Source organism: Cupriavidus sp. BIC8F, from assembly GCF_032465815.1.
In the GTDB taxonomy this organism is placed as follows: Bacteria; Pseudomonadota; Gammaproteobacteria; order Burkholderiales; family Burkholderiaceae; genus Cupriavidus; species Cupriavidus necator.
Genome location: NZ_CP136095.1, coordinates 639,670 through 655,077, shown reverse-complemented (window position 1 = coordinate 655,077; position 15,408 = coordinate 639,670). Strand labels below are relative to the sequence as shown.

The following is a 15,408-nucleotide window of genomic DNA, read 5'->3' as shown; positions in this document are numbered from 1 at the left end:
GTTGTGGTGTCAGAACCAGACCCGGACACCGGCGACGAAACGCGTTTCGCCAGCCTTGCCGCCAGAGGTCCGGATCATGTCGGCGGTATTGCCAAAGGTCTGGTAGCGCTCCACGCCGATATACGGCGCGAACTGCCGGCTGAACTCATAGCGCAGCCGCAGCCCCACGGTGCCGTTGGACAAGCCGCTGCCGATGCCCACCTCCGGGTCGTTCTTGCCATAGAGGTTGGCTTCGATGCGTGGTTGCAGGATCAGGCGCTGCGTCAGCAGCAATTCGTATTCGGCGGACAGCCGCAGCGCGGTGCGGCCGCTGCTGCCGACATAGGCAGTGGCATCGACCTCGAACCAGTACGGCGCCAGCCCCTGCACGCCGAAGGCCAGCCAGTTGCGCGCCGGGCGCCCGCTGCCGGCGTCGTTGCGCAGGCCCAGTTGGGTATCCCAGTAGCTGGCCACGGCGTGGCCCCACAGCAGCTCGGTGCGGGCCTCGTGCATCTTGCCCTTCGACGCTTCGCCCTCGGCCTTGAGCACCAGCTTGTCGTAGCTGTTGCCGAACCATGCCTGCATCTCGTAGGCGGCGGCATTGCCGCCGTTGGCGTGGGCCCACTCCAGGCGGTCGACCAGCACCGAGGCGAACAAATGCTCGTCGGCCATCACCAGCTGGCGCTTGTCGCCGAGCGCGTACTTGCCGACGCCCAGCTGGTAGCCGCCGGAATAGGCATGCGGATCGCGGGCGTCGGGCGGCGCGCTGCCGCCCTGCATCTTCATGTCGCCGTGGTCCATGACAGGGGCGGCCATGCCCTGCACGTCCGGCATCGGCGCGCCGCCACCGTCCATGGTCTGGATCCCGTCCTGCTCCATGCCCTGCATCTGGCCATGGTCCATGCCCTGCATGGCGGCCGGGGCATCGTGCTTGTGCGCATGGCCGGCATGCGGGTCCTGCGCCTGGGCTGCGCCGATTGCGGTCAATGCCAGCGCCGCGGCCAGTATCGTCTTCGTGTGCCTGTGCATGGAGATTGCGAATTCAGGTTGAGCCATCACGCCACCACCACTTCGCGGAACATGCCCGCATCCATATGCAGCATCAGGTGGCAATGCCAGGCCCAGCGCCCCAGCGCATCGGCGGTGACCAGGAAGCTGATGCGCTGCGCCGGCTGCACGGGGATGGTGTGGCGCCGCGCCTGGAAGCTGCCGTCCGGCGCTTCCAGCTCGCTCCACATGCCGTGCAGGTGCATGGGGTGGGTCATCATGGTGTCGTTGTGCAGGATCACGCGCAGCCGTTCGCCGTGCTTGAAGTAGATCGGCGTCGACTTGCCGAACTCGACGCCGTCGAAGGACCAGGTGTAGCGCTCCATATTGCCGGTCAGGTGCAGCTCGACCTCGCGCCCGGCGCCGCGCGCATCCATGGCGCCGCCGATGGTGTGCTGGTCGGCCAGGGTCAGCACGCGCCTGCCGTTGTTGCGCAGGCCGATGCCGGGATCGTCCAGGTTGGTGCGGGCCATGTCGACGCGCATGTCGGTGCCCGGACCGTATTCGGTGCGGGCGTGGCGGGCGGTCTTGCTGGGGACCTTGAGCGGATCGGCGGCGGCCATGGTGTGCTGGCTGTGATCCATGCCGGCGTGGTCCATGCCCTGCATCGGCATCGCGCCGTGCTGCATGCCGCCGTGTCCGGCATGCCCGCCATGCCCGCCGTGGCCCGTCATCTCGCCCATCATGTCGGTCATGGTCAGCCATTCGGCCTGGTCGAGCGCGGGCACCGGCGCCGCCAGCCCTTCCCTGACCGCCAGCGTGCCGCGCGCATAGCCGGTACGGTCCATCGACTGCGCGAACAAGGTGTAGGCGTCGTCGCGCGGCTCGACGATAGCGTCGCAGGTCTCGCCGGGGCCGAAGCGGAATTCGTCGACCGTGACCGGTTCGATATCCTGGCCGTCGACCTGCACCACCCGCAGCTTCAGGCCGGGAATGCGCACGTCGTAGAAGGTGTTGCCCGAGCCGTTGATAAAGCGCAGGCGCACGGTCTCGCCGCGCCGGAACAGCCCGGTCCAGTTGCCGGCCGGCGTGACGCCGTTGGCCAGGTGCGTCAGCGTGGCACTGGACAGGTCCGCCAGGTCGGTCGGGCTCATCCGCATCTGGTTCCACATGCTGCGCTTGTCCAGCGCCTGCTTCAGCCCGTCGCGCGAGGCGTCGCGGAAGAAGTCGACCACCGTCGGCTGGTTGTAGTTGTAGTAGTCGCCCTGGATCTTGAGCTTGGTCAGCACCCGCATCGGGTCTTCGTCGGTCCAGTCCGACAGCAGCACGATGTGGTCGCGGTCGGCCCGCACGGTTTCCTGCCCAGAGGCCGGATCGATGACGATGCCGCCGTACACGCCGGTCATTTCCTGGAAGCCGGAATGCGAGTGGTACCAGTAGCTGCCGGTCTGCGCGACCTTGAAGCGGTAGGTGAAGGTCTCGCCGGGCGGAATGCCGGCAAAGCTGATGCCCGGCACGCCGTCCATCTGGAACGGCAGGATGATGCCGTGCCAGTGGATCGAGGTGGCCTCGCGCAGGCGGTTGGTCACGCGGATGGTGACCGTGTCGCCTTCGCGCCAGCGCAGCGTCGGGCCGGGCAGCATGCCGTTGATGGTGGTGGCGATGGCCGGCTTGCCGGTAAAGTTTACCAGCGACTCGCCGATCACCAGGTCGAACTCGGTGCCGCGCAGGACCGGCGCCGAGCCGGAGCCGGCCAGGGCAGGCTGCCCGGCGCGCTGGCCCGCATGCTGCGCCCACGCGCTCCCGCCAACGCCGGCAAGGCTGGCCACCACGCCGCCGGCAACCAGCCCTTGCACGAAGCGGCGGCGGGGTAAATCGGGCAGCACAAGGCCGGTACTGGGGTGGCGTCGCATGTCATCAGTCCTGGTTGAAAGCATGACAAGCGTAGCGAAGGCCACCCTACGCTCGTCTGACTGGAACATGACATTCCGGTAATCTTCCGGTCATGTTGGCGCCCGCGTTGCCGGCGTAGAGTTGCCGGAGCCTGCCCAAAGGGCCGATCGATCAAGGAAAGTGCTGATGAAACTGCTAGTGGTGGAGGACGAGTCCAAGACCGGCGAATACCTGCGCCAGGGACTGACCGAGGCGGGCTTTGTCGTCGACCTGGTGGCCAACGGGCTGGACGGCCAGCATCTGGCGATGACCGAGCCCTATGACCTGGTCATCCTGGACGTGATGCTGCCGGACGTCGACGGCTGGCGCATCGTGCAGGCGCTGCGCGCGGCCGAGATCGCCGTGCCGGTGCTGTTCCTGACCGCGCGTGACAGCGTGGCCGACCGCGTCAAGGGGCTGGAGCTCGGTGCGGACGACTACCTGGTCAAGCCCTTCGCCTTTTCCGAGCTGCTCGCGCGGGTGCGCACGCTGCTGCGCCGGGGCACGGCGCAGATGGCGCTGGACCGCATCCAGGTGGCCGACCTGGTGCTGGACCTGGGCCGCCGCCGGGCCACGCGCGCCGGGCGCCGCATCACGCTGACCAGCAAGGAGTTCGCCTTGCTGGAACTGCTGGCGCGACGCCGCGGCGAAGTGCTGCCGCGCTCGCTGATCGCCTCGCAGGTGTGGGACATGAACTTCGACAGCGACAGCAACGTCATCGACGTCGCCATCCGGCGCCTGCGCGCAAAGATCGACGATGAGTTCGAGCCCAAGCTGATCCAGACCGTGCGCGGCATGGGCTATGTGCTGGAAGCCCCCGAGGCAGCGGAGGACGCTGAATGAAGGGCCGGATGTCGCTGACGGCACGGCTCACCATCCTGTTCTCGCTGTCGTCGGCCGCGGTGCTGCTGGGGCTGGGCGTGCTGATCCGGCTGGCGATCGACAATCATTTCGCCGACGAGGACTACGCCGTACTGGGCGACAACGTGCGGCTGATCCAGAAGATCGCGGCCGAAGGCCCGGCGGCGTCGCTGCCGCAGCGCCTGGGCCCGGTGCTGGAACACCATGCCGGATTCGTGGCCGAGGTGCGTGCCGCAGACGGCAAGCGCCTGTATGCCACGCAGGACTTCGACTTCGGCATGGCACAGGCCGCCGCCGCGCAACTTCCGGCGCAGCGGCATGCCTTCACCTGGGAACAGGGTGGCCAGACTTACCACGGCATGCGTGCGCTGGCGCAGGTGGCGCCCGGACAGCCGGGGCCGCTGCAGGTCGTGGTCGGCATGGACACGGCGCTGCATGCCCACTTCATGCACGCCTTCCGCCAGTCGCTGGCCTTCTACACCGCGCTGGCCGCGCTGGCGAGCGGGCTGCTGGGCTGGTGGGCCGCGCGCCGCGGACTCTGGCCACTGCGCACCATGGCCTCGCGCGCGCGCGCCGTCACCGCGCACAAGCTTGACGAGCGCATGCCGGTCGATGCCGTGCCGGTGGAAATGGCCGACCTGGCCGCGACGCTCAACGCCATGCTGGAACGCCTGCAGCGCGACTTCACGCGCTTGTCGGAATTCTCGTCAGACCTGGCGCACGAGCTGCGCACGCCGATCACCAACCTGATGACGCAGACCCAGGTAGTGCTGTCGCAGCCGCGCGAGGCGGACAAGTACCGCGACGTGCTGGCGTCCAACGTGGAAGAGCTGCAGCGGCTGTCGCGCATGGTGTCGGACATGCTTTATCTGGCCAAGATGGAGCACGGCATCTCGCTGCCCAACGCGGAGCCGATCGAGATCGCGGATGAAGTCGCCGCGCTGTTCGATTTCTATGACGCGCTGGCCGAGGACAAAGGTGTGCGGCTGACGCTGCGCGGCCGTGGCCGCATCACCGGCGACCGGCTGATGCTGCGGCGCGCGTTGAGCAACCTGCTGTCGAATGCGTTGCGGCAAACGCCCGCGGGCAAGGGCATCGTGGTGGAAATATCGCCTGCCGCCGCAGCGGTGACAGTGGTGGTCGAGAACGAAGGCGACACCATCCGGCCGGAATTGCTGCCATCGCTGTTCGACCGCTTCTTCCGTGCCGACAAGTCGCGGGCGCGGCCCGAGTCCGATGGCGCGGGGCTGGGGCTGGCGATCACGCAGGCGATTGTGGCTGCGCACGGCGGGGGGATCGGGGTGGAGTCGGAGGGGGGGAAGACGAGGTTTATCCTGACGTTCAGGGGATAGGTTGGCGGTTATGCGCTAGCTTGCCGCCCCTGGCAGGCTGCGTACCAGACCCGACTTGTCGGGCGCGGTACGCGGGCCTGGGATCAGGCACTCAATGCATAGTCAGGCTGGCGCGCCAGGGCACTCACTACAGACCGCCCACGCCCGGGAACGTGACCACACAGCGGGCCACATTGCCAGACTGCATGGCGATAAAGCCTTCGTTGATCTCGTCCAGCGAGATTCGCTGCGAGATCAGGTCGTCGAGCAGCAGCTTGCCCTGCATGTACAGCTCGACCAGACGCGGGATGTCAACGCTCAGCCGGTTCGACCCCATAAGCGAGCCCTGGAGACGCTTCTCGCGCAAGAAGTCGATGGCTGGCAGTTCGATCCTGGCGTCGGGGCGGAACAGGCCGATCACCGTGGCGGTACCCGCCGGCGCCAGCATCGCATAGCACTGCTCCACGGTCTGCTTGAGGCCAATGCACTCGAAGGCAAAGTCCGCGCCGCCACCCGTCAGCGACAACACTTGCGCCACGGCATCGCCCTCGCCGGCATTCACCACGTCAGTCGCGCCGAATTTGCGGGCCAGCTCCAGCTTGGCCGGCAACATGTCGACCGCAATGATCCGGGCGGCCCCGGCAATGGCCGCGCCGTTGATGGCAGAGAGACCGACACCACCGCAACCCACCACCACCACGCTGCTGCCCGGCTGCACTTTCGCGCTGTGAAAAACAGCGCCGGTGCCGGTGATGACGGCACAGCCCAGCAGGGCCGCGCGGTCCAGCGGCATGTCCTGGCGGATTCTCACCAGCGCATTTTCGTGCACCAGGATCTGCTCGGCAAAGCCCGAGAGGTTGAAGACCTGGCTGAGCGGATTGCCGGCCAGGCGAAGGCGATCAGCCTTGCCCGCCGGTTGCTTGACTTCGGGATTCTGGCACAAGACCTGATGGCCTGACGCACAAACCGGGCAGTGCCCGCAATAGACCGACAGGCAACCGACCACGTGGTCGCCCGCCTTCAGCCCCGAAACCTCAGACCCGACTGCCTCAACGACCCCTGACACCTCGTGACCGAGTACGGCAGGCAACGGCAGCGGGTATATGCCGTGGATCATGTGGAGATCGCTATGACACAATCCCACGGCAGCCGTGCGCACCAGCACTTCACGCGGCCCAGGCTCCACGATGGCAACATCACGAATGGAGAGCGGTGCGCCCACCTTTTCCATCACTGCAGCTTTCATCTTCTGTCTCCAGGTTTTCCTTCCTACATTGATGACCCGCGCCGTTGCGGCGCGGCATGCAAGCCGAATCAGGATGCGGCGGCCGGCTGCGCCGCCCTGCGGCCATCGCGTTCGCGAAGCTCATACGTCGAAGGTGATGGCGACCGGCCGGTCGTGGCGCGGGTGCGCCTGGCAAGCCAGGATCCAGCCGCCCGCGAGGTCGTCGGCATTGAACACGTCATTGCGTGCGTGGATGACCTCGCCGTCCACGCATTTCGCCGCGCACGAACCACAGTAGCCCTCCTTGCAGGCGTATGGCACTTCCAATCCGACCGCAAGAGCGGCCTGCAGCAGGGTCTGGCCACCGGCCACGCGCACCACGTGCTGGGTTCCTCCGGTCGTGACGCGCGCATGGCAATCCTGGTCCGACCAAGGCGCCGCTGCCCCCCCTTGCGCGACCGGCGCCGCGTCGAAGCGCTCCAGGTGCACGTGGGAACCCGGGACCCCGGCAGCGGCCGCGGCCTGTTGCACAGTCGCCATGAACGGCGCCGGCCCGCACAGGTAAAGCTGGAAGGTGTTCCCGCGCCCCAGCAGCTTCGCGAGCCTGCCGGCCTCCGGGTAGCCATTCTGGTCGTCGTAGTGCATCACCACCTCCAGCCGGTCCGAATGCGCCTCGGCCAGCCGGGCGATGGCGTCCCCGAAGATGACGCTGTCCGCGTCCCGGTTGGCATAGAAGAGCGTGATCGAACGTCGCGTGCCTGCCAGCACGGAGCGGATCATCGAAAGGACCGGCGTGATACCACTGCCGGCCGCGCAGAACACCAGAGGCGATTCGCCTTCGTCGCACACGAAGCGGCCGGTGGGCACACTTGCCTCCAGCACCGTCCCGGGTCCGACATGTGCATGGAACCAGTGCGAGGCCCGGCCCTGCGGAACACGCTTGACCGTGACCACCGGCAGCCCCCCCGGCTCCGGCGAGCTCGACAACGAGTAGCTGCGGGCCAGGATTTCCCCATCCACGTTTACCCTGAAAGTCAGGTGCTGCCCCGCTCGATAACGGAACGATGCGTGCAGCGCCTCCGGCACGGAAAGCGCGTAGGAGCGCGCTTCCCCAGTCTCTTCGACCACGTCTGCAACGGTAAGGCGATGGAACTGCATGGGGGTCTCCTCAATCATCGGCCCATATAGCGGGCACTTGCATTCATCCGAAACAGAATTATTCTTCTATTTATAGCCGGAGACAAAAACGAACACAAGGCAGGTCTCCCCGAACTCCGGCAATGCGGCCCGCCGGGACAGATCGGTCAGAAACAAGAACACGTCAAAGGAGACGTCATGTCATCGCTACATCGTTACACCCTGCCCGTCATGCAGACCGGCTGGTCTGTCAGCAGCCAGGTAGCCACTGAGTTCAACTGGGAGTACGACGACGAGTCATCGAAGCTTCTGCAGCTCTACGAGACCAGCAAGAAACAGCAATGGAATGCGACGGACCGCATCGACTGGTCGCAGGAACTCGATCCGGAGAATCCCCAGGAACTGGACGACCGCATGATCCCGATCTACGGCACCAGGCTGTGGGACAAGCTGGGCGAGAAGGACCGCATCGACGTGCGCATTCATCAGCAAGCGCATTCGCTGTCGCAGTTCCTGCATGGCGAGCAAGGCGCGCTCATGGTCGCAGCGCGCATCGTGCAAATGGTCCCGGAAATCGACGCCAAGTTCTATGCCGCCACCCAGACCATGGATGAGGCGCGCCACGTGGAAGCGTATTCCCGCCTGCTGCACGAGAAGGTTGGTGTCATGTATCCGATCACGCCCGGCCTGAAATCCCTGCTGGAATCCATCCTGTCCGATTCGCGCTGGGACTTCTGCTATCTCGGCATGCAGGTTCTGGTCGAGGGGCTTGCGCTGGCAGCTTTCCAGCGAATTCGCGATTACTCGAAGAACCCCCTTGCGGCATCGATCAATGCTTATGTGATGCAGGATGAGGCGCGCCATGTCGCCTTCGGCCGCACTGCGTTGCGCGGCTACTATCCGCAACTGACGCAGGCGGAGCAACGCGAGCGGGAAGATTTCGTCATAGAAGCTTGCTACCAGATGCGTGACCGGTTCGACCAGAAGGAGGTATGGGGTCGCCTGGGACTCCCCGAGGATGAGTGCGCCAAAGCGGTAATGGAGTCGGAACACATGCGCATGTTCCGCCAGCGGCTGTTCAGCCGCATCGTGCCTACGGTAAAGGATATAGGGCTGTGGAGCCAGCGCGTACAGGACGCCTTTGCCGCCATGGGCGCGATCGAGTTCGCCAATGTTGACGTCGAGGCTCAGTTCGCCAACGACCAGAAGGTCGCCGAGGAGTTCGATGCGCGCCGCCATGTGATGACCACCATCGATGGGGCGCGTAGCGCTGGCATCAGCCAATAGTACGATGCGATCCGCACCCGGGCACGCGGAGGTTCGCCCGGTCCCGGGTCGCGCCGAACATTAAACAGAACAATGATTCTGTTTTAATCCCCCACGTTCGCGTTCCTATGCGCCCACGAACCCGGAACATAGGCACCCCGCCCGGCGTGTTCAACATGATCTATGGCGAGGGCAAGACCGAGGGCGCTTCTCGCTGCCGTTCGGAGGGTACAAGGCGCCCGGCAATGGACGTGAAAATGGCGTGCATGGGCTGAGGGATTACATGGACGTCAAGCCAGTTTCCTTCCGAGCCATGGTTGCCGGGCGGGCGGCTATCGCGTAAGGCGACGCCCGCCCCGAGCCGGACGGGCTTCCGGGAGCCCGAGGTAGCGCGTCGCCATGCGGTTCAGATGTTGCTCGATTGCCTCATCGTCAAGATGCAGCGGCCCAGGGTCGTGGAGCAGTATATTGGAAAGCGTTCCGACGACGAACTGGATGGCGGCACGGACTTCGAAGATGGCAACCGGCCGGGAGCGGTCGCGGATCTGGCTGGCCAGCCAGGGCTCTATCAGACCGATGATGCGGCGATTGGCCTTGCGCATGAGATTCTGTTCGAGACCACGCGCGGTGTAGTGCCGCAGGAAGGCGCCGAACAAGCCCCGGTTCTCGCGATACTGGCTGACATAGAAGTGCACAATCCGCTCGACGATCGCCTCGGCCGGCCCGGTTTGCCAGACCGTATGCTCCGCGATCGAACGTAGCGCGACCTGCTCTGCTTCACCGAGCACGACGTCGAGAACATAGGCGAGCATCGCCTCCTTGTCCTTGAAACGCGCGTAGAAGGCGCCGATGGATGTCTTCGCCGCCGCCACCACCTCGCCAAGGGAGATTTCGTCCAGATTTCCACGCTGCTCGGCCAGCGCACGGCAGGCGGCCACCATATTCGCCAGGCTCTGCTCGCTGCGTGACTGGAGCGGGCGCCGGACCAGGCCCTCGGATTCCTTGCTCGCCATCGGCATCCTGGCCTCGCGCTGCGAGGCTGACCTGGCTCGCGTCATGGCAGTTCGTCGCGAAGTGGACTTGGGCGATGTGGGCATGGCGATTCTGCTGTGCCTATGGGCCGACTACATTTGAGGAAATGGCTGACGTCTTGCCTGTCGCTTCAGCGAGGGAAAATAGTCCGGGAGCTGTTGTGCGGCAGAAGGCAGTATTTTACCTCCCAACTATAGGCCAAGGCGTGCCAGCAGCCGCCAAACTCTCGAAGTCGCACATTGCAGGGTTCCGCGGCCGTTCCGCGTGCCAACAGGCCGACCGGCCAAGGGGTGGGTTCCCCCGCTTCCCGGCATCAAATGGCGTGACGCAGTCCGGAGAGAGGCCAAGCGTGACAACTGTCCGCATATCCCATCCCACTTCAAAAAAGCCGCCCACGCCAGTTACAGCCAGTGGGGGAGCTGGCGTGGGCGCGAAGACCACCGGATGCGGCTCCAGCGGCGATCCGATGCTACGCAAATCCGCCTGTGGCGACTGCCAACAATTGTGTCGGCGGCCGCAACACGCCTAGCGGCAGTTGCCGTGCCGCTCAGGCCACCGGCAATTCGATGCGGAACACCGCTCCCGCGCCAGCCGCACTCAGCACGCTGGCCTTGCCGCCATGCCGCTCGGCCACGGTCCGCACCAGCACCAGCCCCAGGCCCGCGCCTTCCGGCGCGCCCTGCTGCCCCTCATGCAGGCGCGCGAACGGTTCGAACAATCGTGCCTGGTCGGCCTCGGCAATCCCCGGCCCGTGGTCCTGCACGGCAACGACAAAGCTGCCCGGCTCACGCGTGAGCGAGACCGTCACGGTCCCCCCTTGCGGGCTGAACTTGATCGCATTGCTGACCAGGTTGGCAATGGCGCGCGCCAGCAGCGTCGGTTCACCCTGCAGCACCGCGGGGTCGTCCGGCAGGTCGATCTGCAGCGTCACGTCACGGGCCTTGGCCAGCGCCCAGAGCTGGTCCGTCGCATCCAGCACCAGGCCACCCAATTCCACTTCCATGAACGCCAGGGTCTTCGACTCCGCGCGCGCGACGCTGATGAAGTCGTCGGCCAGCGTCATCGTGCGGCGTGCATGGGCGGCGATGCGGGCCAGCACGCCGCTGTCCGTGGCGATATCGCCGGCGGCTGCCCCATCGCGCCGCGCGCGGCGCTCATGCAGCTCGATCAAGGCCAGGATCGACGCCTGCGGCGAGCGCATGTCGTGCGACAGGAAGCGCAGCATCTGCTCGCGCTGGCGCTCGGCGATGCGGATCGCGGTGATGTCGATCACGCTGACGATCAGGCCGGCCACGGCGCCGGCCTCGGCATGCAGCGGCGCGCCATGCAGCAGGTAGCGGCGGTCGCCGCGCCCGGCCACCTCGATGCCGCCGTCGGGGACCGGGGCCGGGGCGATGCGGGCATCGGCGTAGCGGTCATGCAGCGCCTGCCAGTACGCCAGGGCCGGTGCCGGCGCGGGAAAGATTGCCTCGATCAGTGCGCGGATGGCGGCCCGCGGCGGGCCGGCCTCGCCCGGTGCGCGCGCGGGCTCGCCGTCCAGCACGGCGGGCGCCAGCGCCACGCAGCGCCGGTTGGCCAGCATCACGCCGCCATCCAGGTCGCAGATCGCGGTGGCATCGGGCAGGCTTTCCAGGCCATCGGACAGGAAGCGGCGCATGCCGCGCAGCTGCGCGCTCATGCCGTAGACGGCGCGCATGCGGCTGTCGAGCGTGGCGCCGGTATGGCGTGGCGCGGCAATCAGGCCGGGTTCGCGTTCCAGCCGCGCCAGTTCGTCGGTAAGGAAGCGCAGGGCCGCCTCCTGGCGCAGCCAGCTCCACAGCGGGTAGAACAGCACGCAGCCCAGCGCCGCGGCGGCGGGCGCGAACCACAGCCGCGCCAGCGCCGGCAGCAACAGCGAGCCGCCCAGCAGGGCGGCCAGCAGCAACCCGGTGGCCACCAGCGCGCCGCGCGGGGGCAGGCGCAGCGCGGCCAGTGCGGCCAGCAGCACCGCCAGCAGCGTGCCGCCGACCTGCCAGGCGCGCGGCACCGCCACGATGGCATCGCCGTCGGTCAGTGCCTGCACGGTATTGGCCAGGATCTCCACCCCGCTCATGCCGCGGCCATCGCGCGACACCGGCGTCGGCAGCACGTCGCCCATGCCGGTGGCCAGCGCGCCGATCAGCACGGCCTTGCCGGCAAAGATGGCGGGATTGGCGCGGCCGTCCAGCACGTCGCGCGCCGACACGCGGGCAAAGGTGCCGGGCGGGCCGGCATACGGGATGCGCAGGCGGCCGCTGCGCTCCCAGCCATTGGCTTCGGTGATCCGGGCCGGCTCCTGGCGCGCGATGCCGGGCGGCTCGGCGGCGCGCCCGAACGCCGCCATCACCACGGCCAGGTGCGGCACGCCGGCGGCGGCGACCGGATGGGGCCCCTCGCTCAGATAGACCTGGCGTGCCACGCCATCGGTGTCGACCACCATGTTGATATGCCCCACCGCGGCGCCCAGCCCGGCCAGCGGGTAGCGCACCAGCATGCCGGCAGGGCCGGATTCGGCCACCACCGGCAGCACCACGTTGCCGGCCTGGGCCAGGCTGCGGGCCAGCACGGCGTCGTCTTGCGGATAGCGGGTGTCGCGCTCGGACAGGATCACGTCCACGCCGATCACGCGCGGCCGGCCGGCGGCGATGCGCTCGACCAGCTGCGCCAGCACCGCGCGGCGCCACGGCCAGCGGCCGATGGCGGTGATGCTGGCGTCATCGATGCCGACGATGACGATGTCGTCGCGGGCCGGATGGTGCTGGGCGCTGATGGCGATGTCGTAGGCAGCCAGGTCGGCGCGCTCGGCCCAGCCCTGGCGCGCGGCCAGCACCACCAGGGCCAGCACGGCCACAAGCAGCAGGCACCATTCGATCCGCGTGCGACGCCCGAAAGCCCGCCCGCCTGCCCGCCCGGGCGCGGCCGGTGCCGGACCTGGCGCGTCAGTTGAGCCGGACGCGGCCACCACCGTCCGGCCGGTCGCCCGACCCGATCGCGCCGCCCTGCGAGTCGCGCAGGAAGGCAGAGACTTCGATGCGCTGTGGCGCGGAGAACGCCGCCGGATCCGGCGTCACCCCCGGCGCCGCGCGTGCCACGCGGATGAAATAGACGCCGGGCGCGGGGCGCGGCAGGTCAATGGTGTTGGTGGTGGTGTGCTCGTCGGCCAGCAGCGTGGCAAAGCCGGCATCGCCCGACACCTGGACCCGGTAGCCCGCGCCGGCGCCGCCGCCCTCGGGCCAGCCGATATGCAGCGCGCCGCCGTCGTCCTGCAGGGTCGGCACGGGCGGCTTGGGCTCGACGCTGAACGGAACCGCGTCCGACCACGGGCCCGGCCGGCCCGCCGCATCGACGCTGCGCACGCGCCACCACCAGCGGCCCGGCACCAGCGCTTGCGCGGCGGCGGGCCCGGAGGCCGCCTGCCGCACGGCGTCGCGCGTAAAGGCGGGATCGGCCGCCAGCGCCAGTTCGTAGCGCGCCGCGCCCGGCACGGTGGCCCATTCGAAGGCGACGGCGTCGGCATAGCGCACCGCATCGGCGGCAGGCTGCTGCGTGAACGGCGCCGGCGGGTTCAGCCGCACCGCCACCGGCGCCTGCGCGCCGTGCCCGGTCAGCTGGTGCTTGTCGATGGCGCTGACGCTCAGGTACAGCATGCCCTCGGGCAGCCCGTCTACACGGGCGGCCGTGGCATTGGCGCCACTGACGATGCCGGTCCAGGCCAGTTCGCTCAGCGCCGCATCGCGCGCCACCAGCACGCGGTAGGCGGTGGCGCCCGGCACCGGCTGCCAGGCGGCCTCGAAGGACGGGCCCAGCACGGTATCGGCCGGGGCAACAGGGCCGGCGCCGGCAGCAGCGCCACCGGCTGCGACAGCTTGCCGCCGGCCGACACGCCGATGCCATAGCCGGCACCGACCGATGCCGCCGCGGTCATGGCGCGCGTCCGCTGCCGGCCGGGCGCGGGCGCCCCGCGCCGCGCTGACGCCGACGCGCCCGTCCAGCACCTCGCTGCGGCTTCCCGCGGTGTCGGCCGAGACCCGGTAGCGGGTGCCGCGCACGCCGGTCACCATCATCGGCGTATGCAGCTCGAAGCGCCCGACGCCGCCGCCCTGCGGCGCCACGCGCGTATCGGCGGCACCCTTGTCGATGCGGATCACGGTGTCGGTCAGGCCGCTGCGCGCGAACGTGCGCAGCCGGCTGACCAAGAGCGTGGTGGCCGGCGGCACTGTGACGCGGCTGCGGTCCGGCAGCTCCAGCGTGACCGAGCCGCCCGCGGGGGTCTCGATGCGCGCGGCTTCGTCCAGCGTCATGCCGGCCTGCACCGGCCGGCCATTGGCGCGGACCTCGCCGGCCACATAGACCACGCGCGCCGAGGCGGCCTGCTCGGGAATCTGGCTGAGCGGGATGCGCAGGCGCGAGCCGGGCACCAGCCGGTACGGATCGGCCACGCCGTTCAGGCGCTGCAGCGTGCGCCAGCCTTCCTCGGACGCCATGTAGCGCGAGGCCAGGCCGATCAGCGTATCGCCCGGCTCCACCACGTAGATAAAATCGGCGCCTTCCGCGCCCGCGGGCCCGGCGTGCGCCGGAACCGCCACGCCGGCCAGCAGGGCCAGCGCGGCACATCCAATCAGCTTACGCATCCGCCCCGGCCTCATCCGCTTCCGCGTCAGCCGCGGAAGCCTCTTCAAAGCGATAGCCGTGCGAATACACGGAGGTCAGCCGCACGCCGTTCTCGGGGCGCAGCGCCAGCTTCAGGCGCAGCCGCGAGATATGCGTATCCAGCGTGCGCGAGCCCGCCCCCATGGCGCGGCCCCAGACGGCCTGCTCCATCACCTCGCGCGCCAGCAGGCGCCCGGTATTGCGGAACAGGAACAGGGCCAGCTCATATTCGCGCGGCGACAGCAGCGCCGGCTCGCCGCCGACGGTGATGGTGCGCGCGTGGGTATCGACGGTGTAGTTGCCGCGCCGGATCAGTTCCACTTCCTGCGCGGCCTCGGGGTAGGCGCGGCGCAGCAGCGAGCGCACGCGGGCGATCAGCTCGCCGGCGCGGATGGGCTTGAGCATGTAGTCGTCGGCGCCCACCGTCAGGCCGTCGACGATGTCGGATTCGGCGGTGCGGCTGGTGACGAACAGGATCGGCGGCATATTGCCGGACTTCTGCCGCACCCAGCTGACCAGCTCATAGCCGCTGGTGCCCGGCAACTGCCAGTCGACCAGCAACAGGTCATAGGCGCGCTCGCGCAGCGCGCGCAGCAAGTCCGCGCCGTTGGCGAAGGACTCGCACTCGAAGCCGGCTTCGCTCAATATCTGCCGGATCAGTTCGGCCTGATCCGGATCATCCTCCACGGAGGCAATACGCATACCTCTACATCCTTCTGCCAGCTTCCGACTGCAACTGCGGTCTCTGCCACGGCATGTCGACGGCTCGGCCGGCAAGTCATTCCTCATATTCACCCCCAGGGGGCGCGGCCGTCGATCTGATCCGACGGGCCAGGCCGAAGCCCGCCGGCTGCCTCCATGTTACCCAATCGCGGGCCCATTCGTCGAGATGCCCCGACGAGGGGTGGCGGCGGCAACTGCGCCGATCCCTCCGCGATCGTCTTTCGATCTGCACCCTCCTTGCCGCCATCGCGCCGCCCGGGGAGCCGG

Annotated in this window: 11 protein-coding genes; 3 read left to right on the top strand and 8 right to left on the bottom strand. The window is 68.2% G+C overall.

Annotated features, from left to right (window positions below):
• Positions 1-9: 9 nt before the first annotated feature.
• Together RS901_RS23195 and RS901_RS23190 are read right to left on the bottom strand one after the other, a co-directional pair.
• On the bottom strand, positions 10-1,008 hold the full coding sequence (locus tag RS901_RS23195; RefSeq protein ID WP_316156337.1) for a copper resistance protein B: 999 nt from the start codon (positions 1,006-1,008) through the stop codon (positions 10-12).
• A 26-nt stretch (positions 1,009-1,034) separates the two neighbouring features.
• Positions 1,035-2,879 carry a copper resistance system multicopper oxidase gene (locus RS901_RS23190; RefSeq protein ID WP_316156335.1) on the bottom strand — a complete coding sequence of 615 codons (1,845 nt, stop codon included), beginning with the start codon at positions 2,877-2,879 and terminating at the stop codon, positions 1,035-1,037.
• 166 nt (positions 2,880-3,045) lie between these two features.
• On the opposite strand from RS901_RS23190, the gene RS901_RS23185 reads away from it, so the two are divergent.
• Positions 3,046-3,741 carry a heavy metal response regulator transcription factor gene (locus RS901_RS23185; RefSeq protein ID WP_316156334.1) on the top strand — a complete coding sequence of 232 codons (696 nt, stop codon included), beginning with the start codon at positions 3,046-3,048 and terminating at the stop codon, positions 3,739-3,741.
• On the top strand, positions 3,738-5,111 hold the full coding sequence (locus RS901_RS23180; protein WP_316156332.1) for a heavy metal sensor histidine kinase: 1,374 nt from the start codon (positions 3,738-3,740) through the stop codon (positions 5,109-5,111). The genes RS901_RS23185 and RS901_RS23180 overlap by 4 nt, the downstream gene beginning before the upstream one ends.
• A gap of 127 nt (positions 5,112-5,238) precedes the next feature.
• On the opposite strand, the gene RS901_RS23175 is transcribed toward RS901_RS23180, so the two are convergent.
• A complete protein-coding gene (locus RS901_RS23175; RefSeq protein ID WP_316156330.1) occupies positions 5,239-6,336 on the bottom strand; it encodes a Zn-dependent alcohol dehydrogenase in 1,098 nt (365 codons plus the stop codon).
• Between the two features lie 120 nt (positions 6,337-6,456).
• Positions 6,457-7,473 carry a ferredoxin--NADP reductase gene (locus RS901_RS23170; RefSeq protein ID WP_316156328.1) on the bottom strand — a complete coding sequence of 339 codons (1,017 nt, stop codon included), beginning with the start codon at positions 7,471-7,473 and terminating at the stop codon, positions 6,457-6,459.
• A gap of 177 nt (positions 7,474-7,650) precedes the next feature.
• Here RS901_RS23170 and RS901_RS23165 point away from each other — a divergent pair, with 177 nt between their 5' ends.
• Positions 7,651-8,739, top strand: a complete 1,089-nt coding sequence (locus tag RS901_RS23165) for a ferritin-like domain-containing protein (RefSeq protein ID WP_316156326.1) — start codon at positions 7,651-7,653, stop codon at positions 8,737-8,739.
• Between the two features lie 311 nt (positions 8,740-9,050).
• On the opposite strand, the gene RS901_RS23160 is transcribed toward RS901_RS23165, so the two are convergent.
• The 4 genes from RS901_RS23160 to RS901_RS23145 form a co-directional block, all read right to left on the bottom strand.
• A complete protein-coding gene (locus RS901_RS23160) occupies positions 9,051-9,731 on the bottom strand; it encodes a TetR/AcrR family transcriptional regulator (RefSeq protein WP_316156323.1) in 681 nt (226 codons plus the stop codon).
• Positions 9,732-10,297: 566 nt separating this feature from the next.
• Positions 10,298-12,733: a CHASE2 domain-containing protein gene (locus tag RS901_RS23155; RefSeq protein ID WP_316156320.1), complete on the bottom strand. Its 2,436-nt coding sequence runs from the start codon at positions 12,731-12,733 to the stop codon at positions 10,298-10,300.
• Complete coding sequence (locus tag RS901_RS23150; RefSeq protein WP_316156318.1) at positions 12,708-14,399, bottom strand: FecR domain-containing protein; 1,692 nt, start codon at positions 14,397-14,399, stop codon at positions 12,708-12,710. Before RS901_RS23150 ends, RS901_RS23155 begins: the two co-directional genes overlap by 26 nt.
• Complete coding sequence (locus tag RS901_RS23145; protein WP_013953800.1) at positions 14,392-15,120, bottom strand: response regulator transcription factor; 729 nt, start codon at positions 15,118-15,120, stop codon at positions 14,392-14,394. The genes RS901_RS23150 and RS901_RS23145 overlap by 8 nt, the downstream gene beginning before the upstream one ends.
• Positions 15,121-15,408 lie beyond the last annotated feature (288 nt).

Coding starts and splice junctions, on each gene's coding strand:
- RS901_RS23195 (WP_316156337.1), bottom strand. CDS start 1,008: ATGCACAGGCACACGAAGACGATACTGGCCGCGGCGCTGGCATTGACC.
- RS901_RS23150 (WP_316156318.1), bottom strand. CDS start 14,399: ATGCGTAAGCTGATTGGATGTGCCGCGCTGGCCCTGCTGGCCGGCGTG.
- RS901_RS23165 (WP_316156326.1), top strand. CDS start 7,651: ATGTCATCGCTACATCGTTACACCCTGCCCGTCATGCAGACCGGCTGG.
- RS901_RS23160 (WP_316156323.1), bottom strand. CDS start 9,731: ATGGCGAGCAAGGAATCCGAGGGCCTGGTCCGGCGCCCGCTCCAGTCA.
- RS901_RS23145 (WP_013953800.1), bottom strand. CDS start 15,120: ATGCGTATTGCCTCCGTGGAGGATGATCCGGATCAGGCCGAACTGATC.
- RS901_RS23190 (WP_316156335.1), bottom strand. CDS start 2,879: ATGCGACGCCACCCCAGTACCGGCCTTGTGCTGCCCGATTTACCCCGC.
- RS901_RS23185 (WP_316156334.1), top strand. CDS start 3,046: ATGAAACTGCTAGTGGTGGAGGACGAGTCCAAGACCGGCGAATACCTG.
- RS901_RS23175 (WP_316156330.1), bottom strand. CDS start 6,336: ATGAAAGCTGCAGTGATGGAAAAGGTGGGCGCACCGCTCTCCATTCGT.
- RS901_RS23180 (WP_316156332.1), top strand. CDS start 3,738: ATGAAGGGCCGGATGTCGCTGACGGCACGGCTCACCATCCTGTTCTCG.
- RS901_RS23170 (WP_316156328.1), bottom strand. CDS start 7,473: ATGCAGTTCCATCGCCTTACCGTTGCAGACGTGGTCGAAGAGACTGGG.